Origin of the sequence: Prevotella sp. S7-1-8, assembly GCF_000758925.1 — a bacterium.
GTDB lineage: Bacteria > Bacteroidota > Bacteroidia > Bacteroidales > Bacteroidaceae > Prevotella.
The window spans coordinates 1-25,462 of the sequence record NZ_JRNC01000039.1 but is presented as its reverse complement, the minus strand read 5'-3'; the positions used below and the strand labels follow the sequence as shown (position 1 = coordinate 25,462).

The following is a 25,462-nucleotide window of genomic DNA, read 5'->3' as shown; positions in this document are numbered from 1 at the left end:
AAAGAATGCATGAAATGTGTAAGCCCATTTTTCTCATCATCTTCGCGACATTCCATGATGCGAATAATGGCGAGTGATGGCGTTGTAGGGGGAGAAGATACACTAAGCTCTGTTGTGGTCGTAATTCGGTTTGTAGGGGCTGCTCGCAATGGGTATAGTAACGCTCCATCTGAGCGAATTGAAATTATTAAGAATATTAAATTGTTTATTATCAGTCAATTAAAAATGTTAGTCATATAGTTAATTGTTTCTCTCATTTTTTAATTATTACATTAGGTTTAACAGCGTGTTGATTGAAATTTAGTCATTTTTTATAGTGTTTTTTGTTTATTTCATAGAAAAACCCTATTTTTGCACAAAACGTAGTGTGTGCAAGGGCTATTACGCAAACGAAAATCATATGGAGAAATTGACATGTCAATAAAAAAAACGAGACAAAAGCTGGTGGATGTGGCTCGACAGTTGTTTGCCAAGAATGGTGTGGCTTCTACTACGATGAATGATATAGCCCTGGCATCGGGGAAAGGACGCCGTACACTATATACTTATTTTAGTAGAAAAGAAGATATCTACTATGCCGTCATAGAGTCAGAGTTGGAGCGTCTAAGTGACAAAATGGAAGGGGTAGCGGCAAAAAACATACATCCTCAAGACAAAGTAATTGAGTTGATCTATACGCATTTGAGTTCTATACGTGAAACTGTGGTCAGGAATGGAAATCTGCGTGCGGAGTTTTTTCGCAATATTTGGTCGGTGGAAAAAGTGCGTAAGAATTTTGATGAGGATGAGATCGGACTGTTTCGAAAAGTGTACACTGAGGGAAAAGCTCAAGGTGAGTTTGATATAGATGACGTTGAGCTTGTCGCGGACATTACTCATTATTGTATAAAAGGCTTGGAGGTACCCTATATTTATGGTCGTTTGGGTCGTGGCTTGACAGATGAATCGAGTAAGCCGCTCGTGGCAAAAGTGGTGTATGGCGCGTTGGGAAAGCACATGTCATCAAAGAGTGACACTAAATAACAAGAAAGAATGTAAGATAAATAATTGTATAACACTTAAAATGTAATGTTAAATATGGGACTTTTAAATGGTAAAACAGCACTTATAACTGGTGCCGCGCGTGGTATAGGCAAAGCTATCGCTTTAAAATTTGCACAAGAAGGGGCAAATATTGCTTTTACCGATCTTCTTATTGACGAAGAGCATGGCGGCATGTGCACCGAAAGAGAAATAGCTGCCATCGGCGTTAAGGTAAAAGGATATGCCGGGAACGCCGCAAATTTTGAAGAGACGGCCGAAGTTGTGAATAAAATTAAAGAAGAGTTTGGCACAATCGATATTTTGGTTAACAATGCCGGGATTACGAAAGACGGCCTGATGTTGCGTATGACAGAGCAACAGTGGGATTCGGTTATTGCCGTAAACCTTAAGAGCGCATTCAACTTTATACATGCGTGCGTACCTATCATGATGCGTCAACGTGGCGGAAGTATTATTAACATGGCCAGCGTGGTGGGTGTGCATGGCAATGCCGGGCAAGCTAATTACGCTGCCTCAAAAGCTGGACTGATAGCGCTTGCCAAAAGTGTTGCCCAGGAGATGGGGTCCAAGGGTGTTCGGGCCAACGCAATTGCCCCGGGATTTATTGACACCGCAATGACAGAAGCGTTGCCGGAAGACATACGCAAGGATTGGATTTCGAGAATACCATTGCGTCGAGGTGGAACGGTAGAGGATATTGCCAATACGGCTATCTATTTGGCATCAGACCTATCCAATTATGTTTCTGGCCAAGTGATTCAGGTAGACGGTGGCATGAACATGTAAGAAAATATAAACGTAAGGATAGAGATGAAAGTTGTCTACGAGGACAATCATCTAATAATTGTTTACAAAGAGAGTGGTGAAATCGTTCAAGGCGACAAGACTGGTGACACCCCTCTCTCTGAAACGGTTAAGGCGTACATCAAAGACAAATGCCACAAGCCAGGGGCCGTGTTCCTTGGAGTGGTTCATCGTCTTGATCGTCCTGTGTCAGGATTGGTAATCTTCGCTCGAACGAGCAAGGCTTTAGCTCGCCTTAATGATATGTTTCGACGAGGTGATATACATAAGACATATTGGGCTATTACCCAAAACGCGCCTCCCGTAGAGCAAGATACCTTGACAGGTTGGCTACGGCGCAATGAAAGACAAAACAAAAGTTATGTGTATGACAAGGAGGTTTCCAATTCAAAAAAAGTGATCCTTAATTATCAATTAAAAAGTCGTTCTGACAGATATTGCCTAATAGAGGTGGAACTATTAACAGGTCGCCATCATCAAATCAGGGCTCAATTGTCGCATATGGGTTGTCCCATCAAAGGCGACTTGAAATACGGTGCCAGACGTAGCAATCCTGATGGCAGTATCTCTTTATTGTCTTGCAAAGTGGAGTTTGTTCATCCAGTATCAAAAAAAAACATTATTTTAAACTCGCCAATACCTGATGACAAACTATGGAGAGAGCTGACAAAAGATATATAAACAACAATTTTGTCAGTTTTCTTCGTAAAAAAAATATTTATTCCTTTCTTTTGTTTATTTTGCAAGCGCAAGTATCAACCTGTATGTATGAATAATATTTTCAAGTGGAGCGGTATAGTCGTTCTTGTCGTTATCCTTCTCTTTGCCACTTTGTGTTCTTTGTTTTACTTTCCACCTTTTCAAAAATGGGCAGTAAAGCAAGTAACGGCTTACGCTTCGGAGGAGATGGGGCTAAAAATCAATGTCGGCCAGGTGAAGTTGGCATTTCCGCTTGATTTGTCATTGGGGAACGTACAAGTATTGGAATCCAACGACTCGTTGAGTAATGTCATGGATACAGTCGCTGATATTAGGAAAGTCGTTGTAGACATACAATTCAGGCCATTATTTGATAAAATGATAATGGTTGATGAGTTGAGTGTCAATAGTATGAAAGTAAATACCTCACACTTCATACCAACCGCTCGATTTGTTGGCAGTATAGGACACCTTGATTTAAAAGCTCATGGCATAGATTTTGGTAATTCGGCCGTTAACATCAACCATGTCGTATTAAAGGATGCTATATTAGATGTCCAACTCAAAGACACGGTTACTTCTGACACCACGAAATCAAACAATGTATGGAAGGTCAATCTGGCCGATTTAAAAGTAGAAAATACAGATTTCACGTTGCATCTGCATCGTGATTCGTTATCTGCTAATGCTTATTTTAAGCATGCGACAGCAAGAAACACTCATTTTGATTTTAACAAAGGCCTTTATGCGGTAAGCCAATTCAAGTGTGACAATAGCAGGATAAGATATAGCAAGAATTATGAACCTAAAATCAATGGTCTTGATTATAATCATATCGAGTTGGATAACTTGAAGTTGAGAGCAAACGATTTTAGTTATGTTGAATCTAAAATCAAAGTGCAAATACATGAAGGAGCCTTTCGAGAAAAGAGTGGTTTGCAGGTAGACTTATTAAAGGGCTCCTTTGCGATGGATAGCGTCAAGTTGTCGTTGCCTAACCTAAATCTAAAAACTGCGGATGGAACCGCTATAGCATTAGATTGTAACATGGCGATGAATGCGTTTGACGATGCCAATCCTGGAACTTTTAACGTAAACATAAAAGGGCAAATCTCCAAACCAGATTTGATGACCATCCTTGAAAAAAAACTTCCCAACGGTATGGCACGAAGATGGCCCAATAAACCTCTTGTGGCCATTGGAGAGGTTAGAGGGAACCTCCAAAAAACATTAATAAAAGGTCTAAACGTGAGTATGCCAGGAGCATTCAAGTTAAAAGCAGATGGCAAGGTAGAGAATATGACAGATACAAGGCATCTCAAAGCTAATATAGATCTGAATGTTAAAACACATGATGTAAGTTTCATAACACATTTGCTCGACAAAGAGACAAGAAAAAACGTGCGCATTCCTAACGATATTGGAGTTAAAGGAAAAATTCGTGTTAATGGTGATAAATATTCAAGTAATTTTATAGCGACGCATGGAACAGGTAAACTACATGGACAAGTGGATTTTAGTGCCACACAAATGAATTATTCAGCCAATCTCAATGCTAATGCCTTCCCAATCCAACGATTTGTTCCAAATATGCATTTGAGTGCGTTTACGGGAACCATCCAAACCAAAGGACATGGTGCTAACTTCATGTCTTCGGGTACAAATTTGGTAGCAAATACTAAAATCAAAAAATTCAGTTATGGCGAATATAATTTGGATCACATTGATGCTAAAGTTAATATGAGGAATGGTCGCGTTTCGGCCTTTGTGAACAGCCGAAACAGGGCCATGAAGGGCGTGTTTAAAATTGATGCCACAACCAAGGGCAAGCAGATACAAGGCGTTATCGATGGAGATTTTGAGCGTCTCGATCTGCGCGCGCTCCACGTTACAAACGAGCCGTTCTTGCTTTCAATGAGAGCCAAACTCAATTTAAGTTCCGATTTGAAACACAATCACCATATCAACGGGGCAATGTATAATATCATGTTTGGCAATGATTCTGTGTCCTTTTATCCAGAAGACATTGCACTTGATGTGCTTACTCGTAGAGACACCACACAAGCCAATATTGACAGCGGTGACTTAAGTATGAGATTGTCCGCATCTGGCGGATATGAGAAACTGCTCAAGAATACAGGCAAATTTGCATCAGAACTGCAACGTCAAATCAAAAATAAATACATTGACCAGAAACGGTTATACGCTTGTATTCCTAATTCCCGAATATCCGTTGTGTCAGGGCCAGACAATTTGATAAGTCGTGTTTTAAAACATTATGGATTTACGACGAATAATGTGTTTATGGATTTTTCCACCTCTTCGGCATATGGTTTAAATGGAAATTTATATGTCGATTCACTTGTTGTTGACAGTTTCCAGATAGACACAGTACGCTTCCGTATAGATTCCAATCGCTCCAATATGACCTATTTTGCCCAATTACATAATGGCAAGGATAATCCTCACCATGTGTTCAACGCGTTTCTTGACGGTGCTATCAACGAGAAAGGCACTTATGCCACGGCTCGAGTGTATGACGCCAATGACTCGCTTGGAGTTCGCCTGGGCCTTCAAGGCGTGATGGAGCCGCATGGCTTCAGCTTTCATCTGTTTGGGGAAAATCCCATCATTGGCTACAAAGAGTTTTCTGTGAACGACAGTAACTATGTATACCTTGGAGACGACAAGCGTGTTAGCGCCAATTTGGTTTTGCAAGCCAAGGATGGCATGGGCGTCCAGATATATAGCAATGACGCTCACAAGGATGTTTTGCAGGACGTAACGATAAATACCCACCATTTTGATTTGGGCGAAGTGTTGCCCATGATACCCTACATGCCAAATGTATCCGGAGTTATGAACGGAGATTTCCATATTATACAGACGCATAACGAGATTTCCGTCTCGTCGTCTGTCAATGTGGCAGACATGGTTTACGAGGGTAATAAAATGGGCAATATCGGTTCTGAATTTACATACATGCCACGCGCCGATGGTGGTCATTATGTTGATGGCATACTCACTTACAATGGAGACGAGATAGCGGCGCTTAATGGCACCTACCATTCCGCTGGCAAAGGTGCCTTGGATGCCACGCTCGCATTGGAGAATATGCCTTTGGATTTGGTAAACGGCTTTATACCAAACAAGATCGTAGGACTAAAGGGTGATGTTGATGGAGCTTTGGATATTAAGGGCACGTTATCCACCCCGGATATCAATGGCGAGCTGTACCTTGACTCCACGTATGTTTACAGTGAGCCTTACGGAGTGGAAATGAAGTGTGCCAACGATCCAGTCACTATCAAAAATAGTCGCTTGCTTTTTGAGAATTTTGAGATGTTCGCCCATAATGAAAGCCCTTTGACAATCCGAGGCTTTTTTGATTTTTCGGATTTGGATCGAATGTATATGAATGTTCGCATGCGCGCGGAAAACTATTTGCTTGTTGATTCCAAGGAAAAAGAGCGTTCTGACGCTTACGGTCAGGTGTATGTCAATTTTGCTGGCGACATGCGTGGTGTAGTGGATAATATGAAACTGCGCGGACGGTTGCAAGTCCTTGGAACATCCGACTTGAAATATATACTCAAAGATTCCCCACTCTCCACAGACAATCAGTTGGAAGGTTTGGTAGATTTTGTGGATTTTAGAGACACCACAAAGCAGGTGTTTTCTCGCCCGCCAATCACAGGCGTAGATGTAGACATGTCAATTAATATAGACGAGGGGGCACATGTCAATTGTTATCTCAATGCTGACAAATCTAATTATATTGATATAGTTGGTGGTGGCGAGATGAGATTTCGATATAATATGGTGAATGGCGTGAGGCTTACAGGACGTTATACCATCGGAAACGGCGAGATGAAATATTCGTTGCCAGTTATCCCATTGAAAACTTTCAGTATTCAAGATGGCAGCTACATAGAGTTTCGTGGCGACGCCATGAACCCCAAACTCAACCTGACGGCCACCGAGGAAACTGTTGCGACAGTGGGTGAGGCATCTGGCGACGGCCGTCTTGTAAAGTTTTTAAGCGGCGTTGTCGTTACCAAGACATTAAAAGACATGGGGCTGGAGTTTATTATCGACGCGCCTGAAGATATGAATATTCATAATCAGCTAAAGGTCATGTCCAAGGAGGAACGAGGCAAGATTGCCATCACCATGCTCACCACGGGCATGTATCTTGACAAAGGCAATGCCTCTGGGTTTGCAGTAAACTCCGCCCTGAGCGCTTTCCTCAATAGTCAGATCAATCATATTTCTAACAAAGCGTTACAAACATTGGATGTAAGTGTTGGCGTTGACAATTCCATTAATGACAAAGGAGCCTTCCATACGGACTATTCTTTCAAGTTTGCCAAAAGATTTTGGAACAACCGATTGCGCGTGGCAGTAGGTGGCAAGCTGTCTTCCGGAGCGGATGTTGCCATGCAAAACGAAACTTTTTTTGACAATGTAACACTTGAATACAGGTTAAGCCCCACGTCCAACAAGTATCTCAACCTGTTCTATGAGCGTGATAATTACGATTGGTTGGATGGAGTTGTCAGCAAGTTTGGTGGTGGCTTTATGTGGAAACGCAAATTGCGTCACTTCAAGGACATTTTTAGTTCTGATAAAAAAGAAAAACTCTTAATGGAGATGAACGACTCCTTGTCAAAAGACACAGTAGTGAAATGAAAATATATCGAACAGCGCTTTGCGTTATTATTTCATCCTTAATAGTTGGATGCTCCACCACGAAGAGCATTCCAGAAGGAGACCGTCTGTACATTGGGATGAAAAAGATAGAATATATATATCCTCAAAAAGGAAAACATTTTTACGCTACACAAGAAGAATTGAACGCTGCCTTGGCCGCTGCGCCAAACGGCTCACTCTTTGGCAGTAGCATTATCAAGTCTCCTTTTCCTATTGGCTTGTGGATATGGAATGAGTTTGTGGGCAGCGATAATCCCTTGGACAAATGGCTGCTCAAGTCGTTTGGGGCAAAGCCGGTGCTCATAAGTTCGGTCAATCCCGAGCTGAGAGCGTCTGTGGGCAGGGAGGTTTTGCATGCGCATGGCTATTTTCGTGGAAATGTGAGTCCAGAAGTTATACCACAAAAAAATCCAAAGAAAGCCAAGGTTGGCTACAAGATCAGCGCCGGGCACCTATTCACTGTTGACACGCTGTCTTATGAAAACTTCTCATACGATGAGCAATTACTGCTGGATAGCACCAAGGACGATAGACTTGTCAAGCCAGGCGTCCCCTTTGATGTGTCCACGCTCGAAAGTGAGCGCTCTCGCATTACAAAATTGTTTCGCGCCAATGGTTTTTATTTTTATCAGCCGTCTTACGCTTCTTATTTAGCAGATACGCTGGTAGCGCCCGGGAAAGTGCGTCTCAAATTTCAACAAAGAAATGGTATACCGGAATTGGCCAAGCGCAAATGGTATCTTGGAAGAATCGACATCGAGTTGAGGAAACAGTTTATGGAGCAACTCAATGACACCATCGCTCGCCGTCGTCACGCGGTTAGCTTCAACGGTCGGCATACGCCTGTTCGAACCTCTGTCATTTTCAACGCCCTAAAAATGCGCCCAGGTCAACTGTATAACTATATCGACCACGAAGAGAGCTTTATGAGATTAAATAACACGGGTATCTTTAGTATGGTGGAATTCAATTTCACACCTCGCGATACTACAGGCGTCAATGACACGCTTGACGTGCGCCTCAATTGTCTATTGGACAAACCTTATGATTTTTATATCAAGGCTAACATGACGGGCAAGACCAATAATTGCTTTGGTCCCGGCGCGGTTGTCGGCCTGGCCAAGCGCAACGCTTTTCATGGCGGCGAACTGTTTGATATAAATTTGCGTGGCAATTACGAATGGCAAACAAATAGCCAAGAAGGTTCCTCAGCTGGTTTCAACAGCTACGCGTATGGATTCGACATTTCCCTTCAGTTTCCTCGGTTGGTCATTCCCTTGGTAGATATCTTCCGTCAGCGGTCCTATCGTCGTTTCCGTCGAAATCGTTATGTCTCATCACCCACCACAATGGTTAAATTGTCATTAGACGCTATTAACAGGTCCAACTATTTCAATCGACATGTTGTCTCTGGAGAGTGGACCTATAACATCCAACAGTCCGCCACAAGCCGTCATCAAATCAGTCCTTTTATCTTTTCATACGAATTTATGCGAAGCTCCACGGCTGCATTCGATACTATCATGAAGGCCAACCCATATTTGTACTATACCATGCGCGATCAATTCGTGCCCAAGATGCAATATGTCTACACATACACCAGCCCTGCCTCATACCGTAGCCCTATATGGTTTCAAGCCACTGTCAGTGAGGCTGGAAATATTTTGTCCTTGGCCAATATGATAGGCGGGAAAAAATGGAACGAGAAGAACAAACAGCTATTTCTCAATCCTTATGCGCAGTTTGTCAAGTTTGAGACAGAGTTTGTCAAGACTTGGCGTTTAGACGAACATGGCAGTTTGGTAGCCCATATAGACGCGGGCGCGATTTGGTCTTACGGAAATTCTTCCGGCGCTCCTTATAGTGAGCAGTTCTATGTGGGTGGGGCTAACAGTATCAGGGCATATACGGTTCGTTTCGTCGGTCCTGGCAGCTACCATAATGAGGAGAGCAAAAATATTTCTTATCTGGACCAAACGGGCGACATTCGCATATTGGCTAATTTGGAATATCGCCCACGATTATTCGGAAATCTGTATGGCGCGCTGTTCCTTGATGCCGGAAATGTGTGGGAAACGCGAGATACCGGACGCAAAGGAGCCAAGTTTAAATTGAAGGATGTTCCTAAGGATTTAGCTTTCGGCACCGGTGTCGGCTTGCGTTACGACCTTGACTTCATGGTCATTCGCTTGGATTGGGGCTTGGGGTTGCACGTGCCTTATAAGCCTGGCTTCTACAACGTAGGAGCGTTCAAAGACAGTCAGAGTGTTCATTTAGCGGTAGGTTATCCATTCTAACCCTATTGGAACGTGATTGTAAAGCTCATTTTTTCACTTTCGCCAAATACTAAAAATGGCGAATAATTCACTTGCAAGAGATTGTCTTTCAAATAATGGTGGTATTAATAGTGATGACATTTCGTCCCGCTAATCCGTGCTAAATTCATGCGCCTTTCATTTGTACTAACCTGCTCCGTTTTCACGGAACCAATAAAAAAGTCGATAACAAAGTGGTTGGTCAATCGACACGAAGTGTTAAACAGTGTAAAAGCCGAGAAGAAAGTAGTTGTCTTATAGGAGTAAACAGCAAAAAAACACTAATTTTGCAAACCAATCATGGGTATGGGTTAAAAATATCCATATTCCAATATCATAAAGTCTAACTTTATTAATAATTTAATTAATCATTTATGTCTAATTTAGAAAACATTCAGCCTTTAGAAAATTTCGACTGGGATGAATTTGAAAACGGTGCCGCGCAAGGCTCAAAAGACACCCTTGCCAAGGCATACGATGAAACCCTGAACAAGATTCAGGAACACGAAGTAGTTGAGGGCACGGTCATTTCTTTGGATAAGAAAGAAGTTGTCGTTAACATTGGCTACAAAAGCGATGGTATCATTCCTGCTTCAGAATTTCGTTACAATCCAGAATTAAAGGTTGGCGACAAGGTTGAAGTTTATGTAGAAGATCAAGAAGACAAGAAAGGCCAATTGGTTCTTTCTCACAAGAAAGCCCGTCTCACCAAGAGTTGGGATCTCATTAACAATGCCTTTGATAATGATGAGATAGTACAGGGCTATATCAAGTGCCGCACCAAGGGTGGCATGATCGTGGACGTTTTTGGTATAGAGGCATTCCTTCCCGGCAGCCAAATTGACGTGCATCCTATTCGCGACTACGACGTATTCGTAGGAAAGACAATGGAATTCAAAGTTGTTAAGATTAACCAAGAGTTCCGCAATGTAGTGGTTTCACATAAAGCCCTTATTGAGGCTGAGTTGGAAGCACAGAAAAAAGAAATCATCTCTCACTTGGAGAAAGGTCAAGTGCTTGAGGGTACAGTCAAGAACATCACGTCATACGGAGTATTTGTCGATCTCGGCGGCGTTGATGGATTGGTTCATATCACCGATCTTTCTTGGGGTCGCGTGAGCGATCCTCACGAAGTGGTTTCACTCGATGACAAGATTAAGGTTGTTATCCTCGATTTCGACGAGGAGCGCAAGCGTATTGCGCTTGGCTTGAAACAGCTCACACCGCACCCATGGGACGCCCTTGACGAGAATCTCAAAGTGGGCGACCATATCAAGGGCAAGGTGGTCGTTATCGCCGATTATGGCGCTTTTGTAGAGGTGCAACCTGGCGTAGAGGGCCTTATCCACGTCAGCGAGATGTCTTGGAGCCAGCATTTGCGTTCCGCACAAGAGTTCTTGCATGTAGGCGATGAGGTTGAGGCCGTGATACTGACACTCGATCGCCAAGAGCGCAAGATGTCTCTTGGAATTAAGCAGCTTAAAGACGATCCATGGGAAACCATTGAGACCAAGTATCCTGTTGGCAGCAAGCACACCGCCAAAGTGCGCAATTTCACCAACTTTGGCATCTTCGTGGAGCTTGAAGAGGGCGTTGACGGTTTGATCCATATTTCTGACCTCTCTTGGACTAAGAAAGTTAAGCATCCATCAGATTTCACTTCCGTGGGCGCTGAGATAGAAGTGGTTGTTTTGGAAATAGACAAGGAAAACCGTCGCTTGAGCCTTGGCCACAAACAGTTGGAGGATAATCCTTGGGATACGTATGAAACTATCTATACGTTAGGCAGCATCCATCAAGGAAAAATTACCGAATTGATGGACAAGGGTGCCGTGATCACATTGGACGAAGGTGGCGAAGGCTTTGCCACACCCAAGCATCTCACCAAGGAAGATGGCAGTCAAGCCAAGCTGGGCGAGGAACTTCCGTTCAAGGTGATAGAGTTTAACAAGGAGACGCGCCGAATCATTCTCTCTCACTCTCGTACGTTTGAAGAGGGTAAGGAAGAACCTAAAGCTCGTCGTGCCACAAGTGGAGCTCGCAAGCAGAATGACACCCCCGCTATCAACAATGTTGCTGCGGGCACGTCACTCGGCGACCTCGATGTTTTAGCTAAGTTAAAGGCAGACTTGGAGAACAAGTAAATCCTTTACGCAATATACTTTTTCCCCTTGGAGTTAGAGCTTGCTCGACTTCAAGGGGTTTTTAGTAGATATTATCCTGATTGCGAGGATAAACATGACAACGGCTCAGTGGAAAAAGTATGGCGTTTCATTTTGCTATTGAGATTAACCCATTGGTACGATAAATGCCCATGTGTTTTTTTGATGAGACACTCACCATATACAACATATGCGGGGGCGAGTGGGGGACGCGCGCGCTTCAAGATGGCGATGGAATGTATGCGCGTTTTTAGTTTTTTACTTTAACAACCTGCTTGGTCCAAGCGCGGTTCTTGAAAAATTGGAAATAGTCAATTATTTGAACAAACAACCCTCTCAACTTCGCTTATTTTAAAATAAGTTTGCCTTCGTCCGAAATACGCGAAATATGCGGTGGTTTGTAAACGGCTTACATTCAGCGTATTTTGAAAAACAATCTTTGTTCTCCTGTTTCGCGGTCTGCGGTTGAGTGCCAAATGGCATGATGAAAAGGTTGCAATCGCGGCGCGATAGAGCCTCTTTCACGCTGCCAACAAGGCCTAATCACGCCATGAGAAAGCGCCAATCGCGGCACTCTTGTGATTTCTTGTAACGCCCTACTTGGTTTTGACAAAAAAAGACAGCCTTTTTTGCCCTGGATGACTCGAAAACAATGACCCAAAAACAGTAATTTTATTTTATAAAATGAAGAATAAGAAGTAAGGAAAGAAGAGTGGGGAGCGAAGAAGGAATGAAGACAACTTCACTGGATACAAGAAGCGTCTGGGCGCGCGGAAATTTGCGCGTATGAACATTACGCATACATCATGTCTTCCAATCTTTAATCCTGTTTGCGGCTATACATGGTTATCACAATCGTAGGGGAAACCTACGGCGTCCCCCCAAAGCAAATACCTGCTGATCCTTTAGCGCCCACATTAAATGTCAGCAGGGCCATGAAAACATCGGCCCCAAAGTCATCCCCATAACTCATCTTTTTCCAAAAGGAGCGCCATGCCGCCATCAAATATAAAAAAAAAGGAGATTGACAGCAACCAATTTATTACAAGGGGCGTACCACGCGAATGCCTATTTGTGAGGGGTGTCTCATCATATATTGCTTCAGGAGCATGGGTTCTTCAACCACTTTATGATGGACAGAAGAGGCGTTAAGCATGTGCAGTCCGTCGCTATGCCACACGGCGATGCCAATATGGCTTGTGTCCAATCCGGCCCTCGATGTAAGAATGGCAATGATATCTCCATCCTTGATGGTCTGTCTTAACGTGGCACTGTCATTTAAACGGCTCTTGGGAATGTAAGCATATTGCTTTCCTGTGATACGTTGTTCCATCTGGCGTATCTCTCTCGTCATCCATTTGTCTTTAGCCATCATGGGGTAGCGGTGAGCATGGGTTGTCATGTAGTACGCTTTTACCGTCTGTGTTGCCGTGAACAGCTCTTGGGGTTCGGGTATTGGCGCGACGATGTTTTTTTTGATGTTCTCATTTATCCAATGTGTGAAATAGTGCATACGCTTGGGATAGGTCACCGCTCCGTCCTCATATCTCACCATTCGTAAGTTTCGTACAAACTGATCGAATGTGGCGTGGCCTTTTTTTGCGCACATGGTTAGAGCCAATACAGTCTCAACGTATGTGGTACAGTCCATTTGGCGAAGATTGATGACAAGTCGCTCCTCCTTGTTTCTTTCCAATGTTTTAGCCATGTAGGGCAAGCCGCGAAGCTCTCTCGCAAAATAAATCATAAGATTTGAACCTGAGTTTAATAGCGAGGCTTTTCTCAACAGCTGTGCCACCTTGATGGAATCGCCGCGCCAATAGTCGGGTTTGGCTGCGTGCCCTGCATAACATGGACAAAGAAACAACAGCGAGATGAATATATTTTTATACGTTACCATAGCTTATCGTTTTCCGAAATTAAATCCCACATATATATTAACGTTGCCGAATGTGTTGTTCGTCGAGAACTTGCTCTTGCGATAATTGTATGTGTGAAAGATGGCGTTGGCGCCGGCAAACCACTTGGTGTTGTTCCATACAAGCCCCAATCTTGTTATGCCGTCAAGGTTGAAATTGCGAAAATGAAAATCTTTGTGATATTCTGCGGCGGCTGTCCGCGTTCCTTTGTTGGAATGTTTGTAAGCCAATCCCAACTGTAATGATACGTCCAATAGCCAATTGTGCGCAAAAACCCAGTTGTAAGCATAGCCTGTAGATACAGAGTAGTCGGTGTAATCCACTTTTGATGTCACAATGGTGGTGTCAATTATCTCCGAGGAATAGGCATCGCCCAGTCGATGCTTTATCATGTCATCCAATTTTAACCAGTCAATGTTCAGTTTATGTTTGGTGTATCCTATGCCCGCTATTAGACTTCCGCACGAGCGTCGTTGCACGGTGCTCTGGCTGTAAGCGGCTGGGTAAGAGAATTTTTGATGGTTAAAGATATAGTATATATTAAAGCCTTTTACGCTTGTTCTGAAACCATCAAACCGTGTGCCGCTCATGGCAGAGGTATCATAAGGCTTTTCAAAGGTGATGCTGTTTATCCGGTAAGAGTTGCCCGACTTGCGATAAAACAGGTCTATGCCTATCTGGTTACTGTATAGGCTGAGGTTGAAATCCAACCGGCCATTGTTGTCATTCAAATGAGCCAAGTCGATGGTATAGCCCAGAAATATCCAGCGCCAACCGAAGTAAGGTCCAAGTTTGTAGGCTGGCTCGGGTGCGAACACTATTTTGCCGCCAGTCTCATTGCGTAGCTGATATAACTCATAAGAGTTAGTGTTTTGCAGCATAAACGTGTAATTGTAGTGCTGCGGTTCCACATAGTCAGTGTCAACGACCGAGAATGTTTTCACCAACTCATATATCTTGTGCAGGAATTTTGAGCCATGTTCTTGGTGGTAGTTTTCCTCGCGTGTCATGTCTGTGGTGTCAATGACCGCGCCGAAGAGATGAGTTGATAGCGTTAAAGCTATGACTATACAAGACAATCTCATCCGCATGAAAATTAAAATTTACCTAAAATGCGATCCATCACCCAATTCACGGGCGTGGCGCTCACGCTGGTGCAACTACAAAAACCTACGCCTTGCAAATGCTCTATCACCGATCGGATGATGGGCAATTGCACATATTTTGGATTGGGTACGTCGATATGCGTCTCTCCATCCACAGTCATCAGGTGTATAGGCGTATAGTTATAAACGGAAAAAACCAGCGATCCCCTGTCACCCACCACGGTGATACTGTCCTCCTTGGCGCTCTCGTGCCCCACGAAACACCAAGAGGCACTGCCCGGAATGCCATTTTCAAAGAGATAGCAAGCGCTGATAGTGTCTTCTGCCTGGTACAAGTGCCCTCGGTTGGCAGGGTAGCCGTGCGCCCTGATAATGACTCCGAAGAGTTCTTGCAGGATGTCAAGCTGGTGCGGCGCCAAGTCGTAGAAATAGCCGCCCCCCGATATGTCCGGTTGCAATCGCCAAGGCAACCGAGCGTTTGCGTTGCGGTCGAGATCGCGAGGCGGAACGGAGAATTGTATTTGCACGTTTAGAATTTTACCCAGCGTGCCATCGTTGACGATCTCTTTCACCTTGTTAAAATAGGGTAGGTAGCGTCTGTAGTAGGCCACGAAACATGGCACGCCCGTCCGCTCGCTAATCCTGTTAATGCGCAAACAATCGTCATAGCTTGCCGCAAGTGGCTTCTCCACATAGCAAGGTTTACCCGCGCGCATGGCCATCACCGCATATGTGGCGTGGCTGGATGGGGGCGTGGCAATGTAGATGGCGTTTATGTCCGGGTCGCCGATGAGCTGCTGTGCGTCCGTGTACCATTTCTTGATATGGTGCCGTTCCGCATAAGCGCGTGTTTTCTCGGCATTGCGCGACATCACCGCCTCCACGTGCGAACCTTTTATTATGTTAAAAGCCGGTCCCGATTTTTTTTCGGTTACCTCTCCGCAGCCAATAAAGCCCCAACTTATCTCTTTCATATATCTTTCACTTTGTTGCAAAGATAATAAAATCTCTCGTAAAGCGCCCGTAGGACATCTAAATATCCATCAATATTTTCCATTCACCTTTCTTGGCATCACCATTTGTAGGTATTCTTGGCAAGTCTTAACGCCTATCTTTGGAAAACTTCGTATCTTTGCAACACTATAACGACGTTTCAATGAGATTATCAGAATTGCACAATGGCGAAAGTGGTATCATAGTCAGGGTGAATGGTCATGGTGGCTTTCGTAAACGCATCATCGAAATGGGATTTGTCAAGGGAAAGAAGGTTGAAGTATTGTTAAACGCCCCTTTGAGAGATCCTGTCAAATACAAAATCATGGACTACGAGGTGAGCCTCCGACACAGCGAGGCTGCCATGATAGAGGTGATGACAGAACGAGAGGCCATAGCTTTGAGAGCCCACTCTCCTCAAAGTTCTGACAGTGCCAATGTGCGCGATATGGAAATGGAGCCGAAGGCTAGCATGGAAGACCATGCGCATGGTGTCGCCCCCAACCATTTGAGCGACGCGCAAATAGAGGCTGCTGCCATGCAGCGGCATCGCACCATTGGCGTGGCCTTGGTGGGCAACCCCAATTGCGGCAAGACATCATTGTTTAATTATGTCTCAGGCGCCCATGAGAACGTGGGCAACTACTCTGGCGTGACGGTCGATGCCAAGGAGGGGTATGTCAACTGGCAGGGCTATCGCATAGTGTTGGTGGATCTTCCGGGCACTTATTCACTTTCCGCTTACTCCCCCGAGGAACTCTATGTGAGGAAACAGCTGGTGGAGAAAATGCCAGACGTGGTGATCAATGTCATCGACTCGTCCAATCTTGAGCGCAACCTCTATCTTACAACCCAACTCATTGACATGCACGTGCGCATGGTAGTGGCTCTCAACATGTTTGACGAGACACAGCGCAGGGGCGACAATATAGACCACCGCAAGCTTTCCGAGCTGTTTGGCGTGCCCATGATACCCACCGTTTTTAAGACTGGCGAGGGCGTGGACGAACTTTTTAGGAAGATAGTTGATACATACGAAGGCACGGAAGATCAAACTCCAACTTATCGTCATATACACATCAATTATGGCCATGAGATAGAGCGTGGCATCATGTTCTTGCAAGAACATCTCAAGGCAGAGCCTAATGTGCGCGAGCGATATTCCACTCGATACATGGCCATCAAGTTGTTGGAGCGCGACAGCGAGATGGAGAAATATGTGCGTCAATTCGCAGATGCCGACAAGATTTTTCGCCATCGAGACAAGACTGCTCGCCGAGTCATGGAGGAAACCAATGAAGATTTGGAAACCACCATTACCGATGCCAAGTACGGTTTTATACATGGCGCGCTCAAAGAGGCCAATTATTACACTGGGACCAAGGAGGATACATACAGGATGACGCATCTGCTCGACCATATTTTGACGCATCGAGTCATAGGTTTTCCTATATTCGTAGCGGTGCTTTGCCTAATGTTTTTCGTGACGTTCACGCTTGGTGCCTATCCCAAAGACTTGATAGAAAGTGGCGTGGCATGGCTTGGTGGCACGATCAGCGAGGTCTTGCCAGATGGTCCGGTCAAAGCCATGCTTGTGGATGGCATACTTGGAGGCGTGGGCGCCGTTATCGTTTTTTTGCCCCAAATTCTTATCCTTTACCTTTTCATCTCGTTCATGGAAGACTCCGGCTACATGTCGCGCGCGGCGTTTATCATGGACAAGCTCATGCACCGGATAGGCTTGCATGGCAAATCATTCATCCCTCTCATCATGGGGTTTGGTTGCAATGTTCCTGCCATCATGGCCACGCGCACCATTGAGAGTTACCGCTCGCGATTGGTCACGATGCTCATCTTGCCCCTCATGAGTTGCGAGGCGCGCATACCTATTTATATAATGATTATAGGTACATTTTTCGCCCTGAAATTCCAATGGCTCATCATGCTGTCTCTTTATATGCTGGGCATCCTCATGGCCATCGTTGTCAGCAAGCTGTTCACGGGCGTTTTTATGAAAGGCGAAGACACACCTTTTGTCATGGAGCTGCCACCTTACCGTTTTCCCACGACCAAAGCTGTGCTCAGGCACACGTGGGAGAAAGGTCGCCAGTACCTCAAGAAGATGGGTGGCATCATCTTGGTGGCCAGCGTTATAGTATGGGCTTTGGGCTATTTTCCACACGATGACAGCCTCTCTGCTCGCCAACAACAGGAGCAGAGCTACATCGGCCGGATAGGCAAGGCCATTCAGCCTGTTTTCGAGGCGCAGGGTTTCAACTGGCGATTGGACGTGGGGCTTCTGGCTGGCGTGGGGGCCAAAGAGATCGTTGCGTCCACGTTGGGCGTGCTCTATGTAAACGACGATGATTTTTCCGATGCGGCCGACGGTGTCAACAGAGACAAATATTACAAGTTGCGCCATCAGATCACAACCGACTTGGCGAGGATGCACGGTATGACAGAGACCGAAGTGGAACCTCTCGCCATGCTCACGGCTTATTGCTTCTTGCTCTTTGTGCTGCTCTATTTCCCCTGCGTAGCCACCATCGCCGCCATCAAGGAGGAAACAGGAACGTGGAAATGGGCTATCTTCGGGGCTGTTTACACCACGCTTTTGGCTTGGGTGGTGTCTGCCGCGGTGTATCAAGTAGGTTGCCTGTTTATCCAATAGCGCGGACATTCCCTGCCGCAGTGGCCTTTATCTGACGCGAAAAAACAAAAAAGCGTATAGAGCTATGTTTTGCCATGTGCGGATAACAATGTGGCAACAAGTGGGCCATTGCGCTTTTAACCGATTGTTTAAAAAGTACAAAGGCTTGTATTTTCCTTCACTAATCTTTCCTATTCATAAATAAATGTTTTAACTTTGTTCATATATTTATAAGCAACGCGCGGCCCTCGCTTGATGGATGACCAGCGTGGAAGACTTTAAAAATGTAGTACAATGGTAAAGATAACAAAAGAGGCGGCCCTCGAATACCATGAGAAGGGTAGGCCCGGGAAAATCGAGGTCAAGCCAACCAAACCTCACAGAACACAGACAGACCTTAGTTTGGCCTACTCGCCGGGAGTGGCTTATCCTTGTATTGAAATACAACAGAACCCTGACGACGCTTACAGATACACCAACAAAGGCAACTTGGTGGCCGTCATTTCCAACGGCACGGCTGTTTTGGGATTGGGCAATATCGGCGCCATGAGTGGCAAGCCGGTGATGGAAGGCAAGGGCTTGCTGTTTAAGATTTATGGTGGAGTGGATGTCTTTGATATAGAAGTGGACGAGCAAGACCCCGAGAAGTTTTGCGAGGCCGTGGAGCGTATCGCTCCGTCTTTTGGAGGCATCAACCTCGAGGATATCAAGGCGCCAGAGTGTTTTTATATAGAACAACGACTCAGGAAGACGCTTGACATACCAGTCATGCACGACGACCAGCACGGCACGGCTATCATTTCGGCCGCCGGTTTGAAAAACGCGCTGGAGGTTGCCGGCAAGGATATAGCCAAAGTGAAGATTGTGGTGAACGGAGCGGGCGCCGCGGCCATTAGCTGCACGAAGCTCTATGTGGCTTTGGGCGTGAACAAGGAAAACGTCGTGATGTTAGATTCCAAGGGCGTCATCACCTCAGACCGGGCCAATCTCACGGAGCAAAAGAAAGAGTTTGCCACTTCGCGCCGTGACGTTCACACGTTGGAAGAGGCCATCAAGGGAGCCGACGTGTTCGTGGGCCTCTCCAAAGGCAACATTCTCACTCAAGACATGGTGCGGTCCATGGCCGACAAGCCCATTGTCTTCGCGCTCGCCAATCCCATCCCGGAGATTAGCTACGATGACGCCGTCGCCAGTCGCCCGGATGTGATCATGGCCACGGGGCGCTCCGATTATCCCAACCAGATAAACAATGTCATTGGTTTCCCCTACATTTTCAGGGGTGCGCTTGACGTCCACGCCCGCGCCATCAATGAGGAGATGAAACTCGCGGCCGTGCATGCCATAGCCGACTTGGCCAAGCAACCCATACCCGACATTGTCAACCAAACCTATCACGTGAACAACTTGACGTTTGGCCCCGACTATTTTATACCGAAGCCTGTTGACCCAAGGCTCATCACCGAGGTGTCATCAGCGGTGGCACGAGCGGCTATCGAGAGCGGCGTGGCACGTTCAACCATCACCGATTGGGCTGCTTACAAAGATCGTTTGCGTCAGTTGTTGGGACAGGAGACCAAGTTCACGCGCGCGCTACACGCCACCGCGGCATTGCATCCGCAACGTGTGGTGTTTGCCGAAGGCGGCCATGCCACGATGATGCAAGCCGCCGTGCAAGCGCGGCAAGAGGGCATTTGCTACCCCATCCTGTTAGGCAACCCGGACAGATTGCGCCGTATCGCCAACCGATTGAAAATAGATTTGACAGGCGTGGAGATAATAGACATGCGCGCCGACAAGGAGCAAGGGCGACGCGCCACCTATGCCAAGCACCTGTCAGAAAGGCTCGCCCGTCAAGGCTACACGTTCGAGGAGGCCTACGACAAAATGTACGAACGCAACTATTTTGGCATGTCGATGGTGGAGCAGGGCGACGCAGACGCTTTTGTTACAGGTCTCTATACCAAATACAGCAATACCATCAAGGTGGCCAAGGAGGTCGTAGGCATACGCCCTGCGTACGAAACTTTCGGGACAATGCATATCTTGAACACCAAGAAAGGCATCTTCTTTTTAGCCGACACCCTTATCAATCGGCATCCCGACCAAAACGTCTTGTACGACGTGGCGCGGCTCTCGGCTCATACGGTCAGGTTCTTCAACACCGAGCCCGTGATTGCCATGATTAGCTACTCCAACTTTGGGACCGATAGCGTGGGGTCGCCTTTGGCGGTGCATCATGCTGTTGAGCGCATGCAGGAAAAATATCCGCATTTGGCCATTGATGGTGAGATGCAGGTCAATTTCGCGTTAGACCAAAGTCTGCGCGACGACAAATATCCTTTTAACAAATTGAAAGGACGCAACGTCAACACGTTGGTTTTCCCCAACATGAGCTCGGCCAATGGCAGCTACAAATTGTTGCAGGCGTTGGATCCCGACGTGGAGATTATCGGGCCGATACAGATGGGGCTGAACAAGCCCATCCATTTCACCGATTTCGAGGCCTCCGTTCAGAGCGTAGTCAATGTCACTGCCGTGGCTGTGGTAGACGCTTATGTGGAGAAAATGACACGCAAAAAGTAATCGACACACCATTAAACAGGCATATTTCATCAATTCCCAGCGAATGACAACCATGTTTTCGCTGGGTATTTCCATTATGTTGCCACGCTCTCGCGTAGACCATTTATATCGCGACAAAACCGTATTCCATTCATATATTGTTTTTGTCATCAAGATAAAACACAAATTTCTTGCTGTGTTTGCTATTTAAACGTATCTTTGCACCGAATTTTGTAGGATATGAAAATTAATCAAGAAATCAAGAAACGGTACCTTGTGCCAATATTGTTGTGCGTCATGGTACTGGCCGGAATGAGCTATTATTACTTCTTCACGCCCTTTTCGCGCTTGAAAGAGACAAGTTATGTCTACATTGACTCGGACGACACCTACGACTCCTTGCTCGCAAAACTTGAGCCTGTGGCCGACAAGCGTTGTTTCCACGCTTTCTGCACGCTGGCTCGCCATAGCAGTTTGCAACAAAAGGTGCATCCCGGTCGCTATGAGATAACGCCCAAAATAGGAACGCTCTTTTTGTTTCGCCATTTCAAAAATGGCATGCAAAAGCCCCTTAAGCTCACAGTTCCAAGCGTGCGAACCTTGAACGACCTGGCCGGAAAATTGGCTGGCAAACTGATGGTCGACAGTGTGGAGCTTGCCCACGCGCTAAAAGACCCAACGGTGTGTCGCAAGCTGGGTTACGACACGCTCACCATCGCCGCGATGTTCATACCCAACACTTACGAGGTGTATTGGAATGTATCTGTGGACCAACTGCTGGAATACATGAGCAAGGAGAACAAAAAATTTTGGAACGAAGACCGCTTGTCCAAAGCCCAACACCTTAAACTCACGCCCATAGAGGTCACCACATTGGCCAGCATTGTGGACGAAGAGACAGCTAACGACAAAGAAAAACCCATGGTGGCAGGCATGTATTACAATCGGCTGACACTGCGCGACGAAAAATATCCGGAGGGCATGCCACTTCAAGCCGACCCTACCATCAAGTTCGCATGGCACATGTTCGACCTCAAGCGCATCTATAACAAGCTGCTTCACATAGACAGTCCGTACAACACTTACCGGTATCCCGGATTGCCACCGGGACCCATCCGCATACCAACAGTGGCAGGAATAGACGCGGTGCTGAACATGACGCGCCACAACTATCTGTATATGTGTGCCAAAGAAGATCTTAGCGGCACGCACAATTTCGCGACAACTTACGAGGAGCACATCGCCAACGCGCGCCGTTACGCCACCGCGTTGAACGAGCGTGGCATCAAATGAGATGAGCATGCGAGGTGGGTGGTGGCACGCCCATACGGTTATCCGATTTGCGTACACAAAAAAATGGCGCTCACTTCACAGTGAACGCCATTATTCTCAATAGGTATTAGCCTTTTCATTAAGGTAAAAAGATTGTATTCAGGATAACGATTGCAAAGTTAAAACAATTTAATGAAAAGTGCAAATCTTTTTGTATTTCTTTTGTAACATTCCTGATATTAATTCTTGAAAAATACCTAACTTTGCACGTAACTATAAAAGTAACAATATATAAACATGGACACTAAAGAGAATATCACCGAGAAAAAGACAGGGTTGAGCTTCGTGGAGCAGTTTGTTGAGGAAGATTTGGCCGAGGGCAAAAACGGCGGACGCATACAAACCCGGTTTCCCCCAGAGCCCAACGGATATCTCCACATAGGCCATGCCAAGGCCATTTGTATAGATTTTGGGATAGCCGAGAAATATAATGGCGTATGCAATCTGCGTTTCGACGATACAAACCCGTCAAAAGAAAACAACGAGTATGTGGAAAATATCCTCAGCGATATATCTTGGTTAGGGTTCAAGTGGAATAATATTTACTATGCCTCTGATTATTTTCAGAAACTTTGGGACTTCGCCGTTTGGATGATCCGGCAGGGCCGCGCCTATGTGGACGAGCAGACCTCCGAGCAGATAGCCCAGCAGAAAGGCACGCCCACCACGCCCGGACAGGCCAGTCCATATCGCGACAGGCCCATCGAGGAGAACTTGCGCCTATTCCAATTTATGAACACTGCCGAGGCCAAGGAAGGCTCAATGGTGCTGCGCGCCAAGATGGACATGGCCAACCCCAATATGCATTTTCGCGACCCTGTAATCTATCGCGTCATCCATACGCCACACCACCGCACCGGAACAACGTGGCACTGCTATCCCATGTACGATTTCGCGCATGGCCAAAGCGACTATTTCGAGGGCGTGACACACTCCATCTGCACGCTCGAGTTCGTGCCTCACCGCCCACTTTACGACAAGTTCGTCGACTATCTCAAGGAGTATGACGGCACGGCGGCGCAAGGATTGGGCGACAATCGGCCCAGGCAGATCGAGTTCAACCGCCTCAATCTCACCTACACCGTGATGTCCAAACGCAAGCTGCACCAGCTCGTCGAGGAACATCTTGTCAACGGATGGGACGACCCGCGTATGCCCACCCTGTGCGGCATGCGTCGCCGTGGCTACTCGCCTGAGTCGGTGCGCAACTTTATCAAGAGCATCGGATACACCAAGTTTGACGCCCTCAACGACATGGCCCTGTTGGAAGCGGCCGTTAGAGAAGACCTCAACAAGAAGGCCACGCGCGTATCAGCGGTGCTAAACCCCGTGCGTCTTGTCATCACCAACTATCCCGAGGGGCAAACCGAGGAGCTCGTGGCCGAGAACAATCCTGAGCGGGAAGACGCCGGCAGCCACACCATTACCTTCTCGCGCACGCTATGGATGGAGCGCGACGACTTTATGGAAGACGCGCCGAAGAAGTTTTTCCGCATGACACCGGGACGCGAGGTGCGCCTAAAGAACGCTTACATCGTGAAATGCACTGGATGCGTCAAGGATGCCGACGGAAACATCACGGAGGTTCAGGCCGAATACGACGCGTTGAGCAAGAGTGGTCTTGAGGGCGCCAACCGCAAGGTGAAAGGCACGCTCCACTGGGTGAGCGCCGACCATTGCGTCAAGGCCGAGGTTCGCGAGTACGACAGGTTGTTCTTTGTGGAAAACCCCGCCGCGGATGGTCGAGACTTCCATGAATTGCTCAATCCTGAGTCGCTGCGCGTGAACCGAGATTGCTACGTGGAGCGATACGCCGCCGAGCGCAAGCCCGGCGAGTACTTGCAGTTCATTCGTTTGGGTTATTTCATGGCCGATTTTGACAGTCAAGATGACAAACCTGTGTTCAACAAGACCGTAGGTTTGAAAGACACTTGGGCCAAGAAGAACAAGTAAGAAGACCGATTGGCGGCGCGCTGCCAGCTTAGGCGCGTTGCCGCGTATTGGCCGGGCTTATCACATGGAGGCTTCGCGGACAATCGCGCGCGCTTCCATAGACATTTCATTTATCATTTTCATCTTAATTTGCCATTGACAGTTCTGTAACGGCTTCGCATCTTCATCATGGATATTTTCTCATCGCTTCTTGGCAATCTCAACTACGGCACGGTTTTCTTTCTCATGCTCTTGGAGAGCACGGTCATCCCCGTGCCCTCCGAACTTGTCGTGGCTCCAGCCGCATACCATGCCGCCGCTGGCAATCTGGACGTATGGATGGTCGTGCTCATGGCAACGATAGGCGCGGATTGCGGCGCTTCTATCAACTACTTGGCCGGTTACTATCTCGGGCGCCCAGTCATCTATAGGTTTGCAAACAGCAAATGGGGGCGCATGTGCCTGCTCAACCAGCAAAAAGTGGAGCACAGCGAGCGATATTTCAACAACCATGGCTTGGTGGCCACCATCACCGGGCGCCTCATCCCCGGCATCAGGCACCTCATATCCATACCAGCCGGGTTGTCAAAGATGAACTACTGGAAATTCCTGCTCTACACCACGGCAGGGGCTGGCAGCTGGCATGCCATTCTCGCCGGTCTCGGTTGGTACCTCCACGCCGTCGTGCCCGAAGACCAACTCAATGACAAGATCATGGAATATGGCGAGTATATCAAGATTGTCATCATAGCCTTGGTGGCCGTCGTCGCGCTCTACTTTGCCGTCAAGTGGTGGCTGAAAAGAAAACGCACAGCCGCTGAATAGTCAATTTTAAGCCTTTTTTTGCTCAGGGAAGCAACTGCGCGAGCCACGGTTTAATCTTTTGAATTTCTCTTACAAAATCGCGCTCGTATCTCGCGTGTTTCCAAACCGGGGCTATATTTTTTCAAATACGCGAAGTATGAGCGTATTTCGTATTGTGCTGTTTAACAACGGTTTGCTTCAAATCGCTCGCAAAATTTGATACCGTGGCTTGTTTGTCATGCTGCGTTTGCTATCCAATCACATACCGTTTGGGCACCAATGGCGTTGCCGTTGAGCTTTAATCGTCGCCTCATTTGACCTTGAACGCAAGCCGATTAGGGCTTAAACACGTTTATCACATTTTGAACTTTTGTTTGCAGGATGACTTTTCTACTTGCCCAATACCATATTTTACTGTAAAACAACT

At 46.5% G+C, this 25,462-nt stretch carries 14 protein-coding genes; 11 read left to right on the top strand and 3 right to left on the bottom strand.

Annotation, left to right across the window (positions count from 1 at the left end):
- The first annotated feature begins 414 nt into the window (after positions 1–414).
- The 6 genes from HMPREF1640_RS06920 (at position 415) to rpsA (ending at position 11,719) form a co-directional block, all read left to right on the top strand.
- Positions 415–1,023 (top strand): TetR/AcrR family transcriptional regulator, encoded by a 609-nt coding sequence (locus tag HMPREF1640_RS06920; RefSeq protein ID WP_036893553.1) that lies wholly within the window; start codon positions 415–417, stop codon positions 1,021–1,023.
- A 54-nt stretch (positions 1,024–1,077) separates the two neighbouring features.
- Positions 1,078–1,830 (top strand): 3-oxoacyl-[acyl-carrier-protein] reductase, encoded by a 753-nt coding sequence (gene fabG, locus HMPREF1640_RS06915; protein ID WP_036893552.1) that lies wholly within the window; start codon positions 1,078–1,080, stop codon positions 1,828–1,830.
- A 24-nt stretch (positions 1,831–1,854) separates the two neighbouring features.
- Entirely contained in the window at positions 1,855–2,529 is a 675-nt protein-coding gene (locus HMPREF1640_RS06910) for an RluA family pseudouridine synthase (protein WP_036893505.1), read from the top strand.
- An 87-nt stretch (positions 2,530–2,616) separates the two neighbouring features.
- Entirely contained in the window at positions 2,617–7,239 is a 4,623-nt protein-coding gene (locus tag HMPREF1640_RS06905) for a translocation/assembly module TamB domain-containing protein (protein WP_036893504.1), read from the top strand.
- Entirely contained in the window at positions 7,236–9,557 is a 2,322-nt protein-coding gene (locus tag HMPREF1640_RS06900) for a BamA/TamA family outer membrane protein (protein WP_036893503.1), read from the top strand. The genes HMPREF1640_RS06905 and HMPREF1640_RS06900 overlap by 4 nt, the downstream gene beginning before the upstream one ends.
- 392 nt (positions 9,558–9,949) lie before the next feature.
- The gene (gene rpsA / locus HMPREF1640_RS06895) at positions 9,950–11,719 is read left to right on the top strand and encodes a 30S ribosomal protein S1 (RefSeq protein ID WP_036893502.1); all 1,770 of its coding nucleotides are present in this window, start codon (positions 9,950–9,952) and stop codon (positions 11,717–11,719) included.
- Positions 11,720–12,779: 1,060 nt separating this feature from the next.
- Here the strand turns inward: rpsA and HMPREF1640_RS06890 are convergent.
- From HMPREF1640_RS06890 to HMPREF1640_RS06880, 3 genes are read right to left on the bottom strand one after another with little or no spacing between them, the layout of a single operon-like run.
- Positions 12,780–13,637, bottom strand: a complete 858-nt coding sequence (locus HMPREF1640_RS06890; RefSeq protein WP_036893501.1) for an N-acetylmuramoyl-L-alanine amidase-like domain-containing protein — start codon at positions 13,635–13,637, stop codon at positions 12,780–12,782.
- A gap of 3 nt (positions 13,638–13,640) precedes the next feature.
- On the bottom strand, positions 13,641–14,741 hold the full coding sequence (locus HMPREF1640_RS06885; RefSeq protein ID WP_231565858.1) for a DUF4421 domain-containing protein: 1,101 nt from the start codon (positions 14,739–14,741) through the stop codon (positions 13,641–13,643).
- 11 nt (positions 14,742–14,752) lie between these two features.
- The gene (locus HMPREF1640_RS06880) at positions 14,753–15,736 is read right to left on the bottom strand and encodes a Gfo/Idh/MocA family protein (RefSeq protein ID WP_036893500.1); all 984 of its coding nucleotides are present in this window, start codon (positions 15,734–15,736) and stop codon (positions 14,753–14,755) included.
- A gap of 182 nt (positions 15,737–15,918) precedes the next feature.
- Between HMPREF1640_RS06880 and feoB the strand changes: the two genes are divergently transcribed.
- The 5 genes from feoB (at position 15,919) to HMPREF1640_RS06855 (ending at position 25,056) form a co-directional block, all read left to right on the top strand.
- Positions 15,919–18,426: a ferrous iron transport protein B gene (feoB, locus tag HMPREF1640_RS06875; protein WP_036893499.1), complete on the top strand. Its 2,508-nt coding sequence runs from the start codon at positions 15,919–15,921 to the stop codon at positions 18,424–18,426.
- 273 nt (positions 18,427–18,699) lie between these two features.
- Positions 18,700–20,988: an NADP-dependent malic enzyme gene (locus HMPREF1640_RS06870; RefSeq protein WP_036893498.1), complete on the top strand. Its 2,289-nt coding sequence runs from the start codon at positions 18,700–18,702 to the stop codon at positions 20,986–20,988.
- Between the two features lie 225 nt (positions 20,989–21,213).
- Complete coding sequence (gene mltG / locus HMPREF1640_RS06865; protein WP_369699825.1) at positions 21,214–22,260, top strand: endolytic transglycosylase MltG; 1,047 nt, start codon at positions 21,214–21,216, stop codon at positions 22,258–22,260.
- 276 nt (positions 22,261–22,536) lie between these two features.
- On the top strand, positions 22,537–24,252 hold the full coding sequence (locus tag HMPREF1640_RS06860; protein WP_036893496.1) for a glutamine--tRNA ligase/YqeY domain fusion protein: 1,716 nt from the start codon (positions 22,537–22,539) through the stop codon (positions 24,250–24,252).
- 168 nt (positions 24,253–24,420) lie between these two features.
- Positions 24,421–25,056 carry a DedA family protein gene (locus HMPREF1640_RS06855; protein ID WP_036893495.1) on the top strand — a complete coding sequence of 212 codons (636 nt, stop codon included), beginning with the start codon at positions 24,421–24,423 and terminating at the stop codon, positions 25,054–25,056.
- The last annotated feature ends 406 nt before the right edge of the window (positions 25,057–25,462 follow it).

Bases quoted from the DNA above. Each gene is read 5' to 3' on its own strand.
- HMPREF1640_RS06855 (WP_036893495.1), top strand. From the start codon at position 24,421: ATGGATATTTTCTCATCGCTTCTTGGCAATCTCAACTACGGCACGGTT.
- feoB (WP_036893499.1), top strand. From the start codon at position 15,919: ATGAGATTATCAGAATTGCACAATGGCGAAAGTGGTATCATAGTCAGG.
- HMPREF1640_RS06900 (WP_036893503.1), top strand. From the start codon at position 7,236: ATGAAAATATATCGAACAGCGCTTTGCGTTATTATTTCATCCTTAATA.
- HMPREF1640_RS06885 (WP_231565858.1), bottom strand. From the start codon at position 14,741: ATGAGATTGTCTTGTATAGTCATAGCTTTAACGCTATCAACTCATCTC.
- fabG (WP_036893552.1), top strand. From the start codon at position 1,078: ATGGGACTTTTAAATGGTAAAACAGCACTTATAACTGGTGCCGCGCGT.
- HMPREF1640_RS06880 (WP_036893500.1), bottom strand. From the start codon at position 15,736: ATGAAAGAGATAAGTTGGGGCTTTATTGGCTGCGGAGAGGTAACCGAA.
- HMPREF1640_RS06910 (WP_036893505.1), top strand. From the start codon at position 1,855: ATGAAAGTTGTCTACGAGGACAATCATCTAATAATTGTTTACAAAGAG.
- HMPREF1640_RS06905 (WP_036893504.1), top strand. From the start codon at position 2,617: ATGAATAATATTTTCAAGTGGAGCGGTATAGTCGTTCTTGTCGTTATC.
- HMPREF1640_RS06890 (WP_036893501.1), bottom strand. From the start codon at position 13,637: ATGGTAACGTATAAAAATATATTCATCTCGCTGTTGTTTCTTTGTCCA.
- HMPREF1640_RS06870 (WP_036893498.1), top strand. From the start codon at position 18,700: ATGGTAAAGATAACAAAAGAGGCGGCCCTCGAATACCATGAGAAGGGT.
- HMPREF1640_RS06920 (WP_036893553.1), top strand. From the start codon at position 415: ATGTCAATAAAAAAAACGAGACAAAAGCTGGTGGATGTGGCTCGACAG.
- HMPREF1640_RS06860 (WP_036893496.1), top strand. From the start codon at position 22,537: ATGGACACTAAAGAGAATATCACCGAGAAAAAGACAGGGTTGAGCTTC.
- rpsA (WP_036893502.1), top strand. From the start codon at position 9,950: ATGTCTAATTTAGAAAACATTCAGCCTTTAGAAAATTTCGACTGGGAT.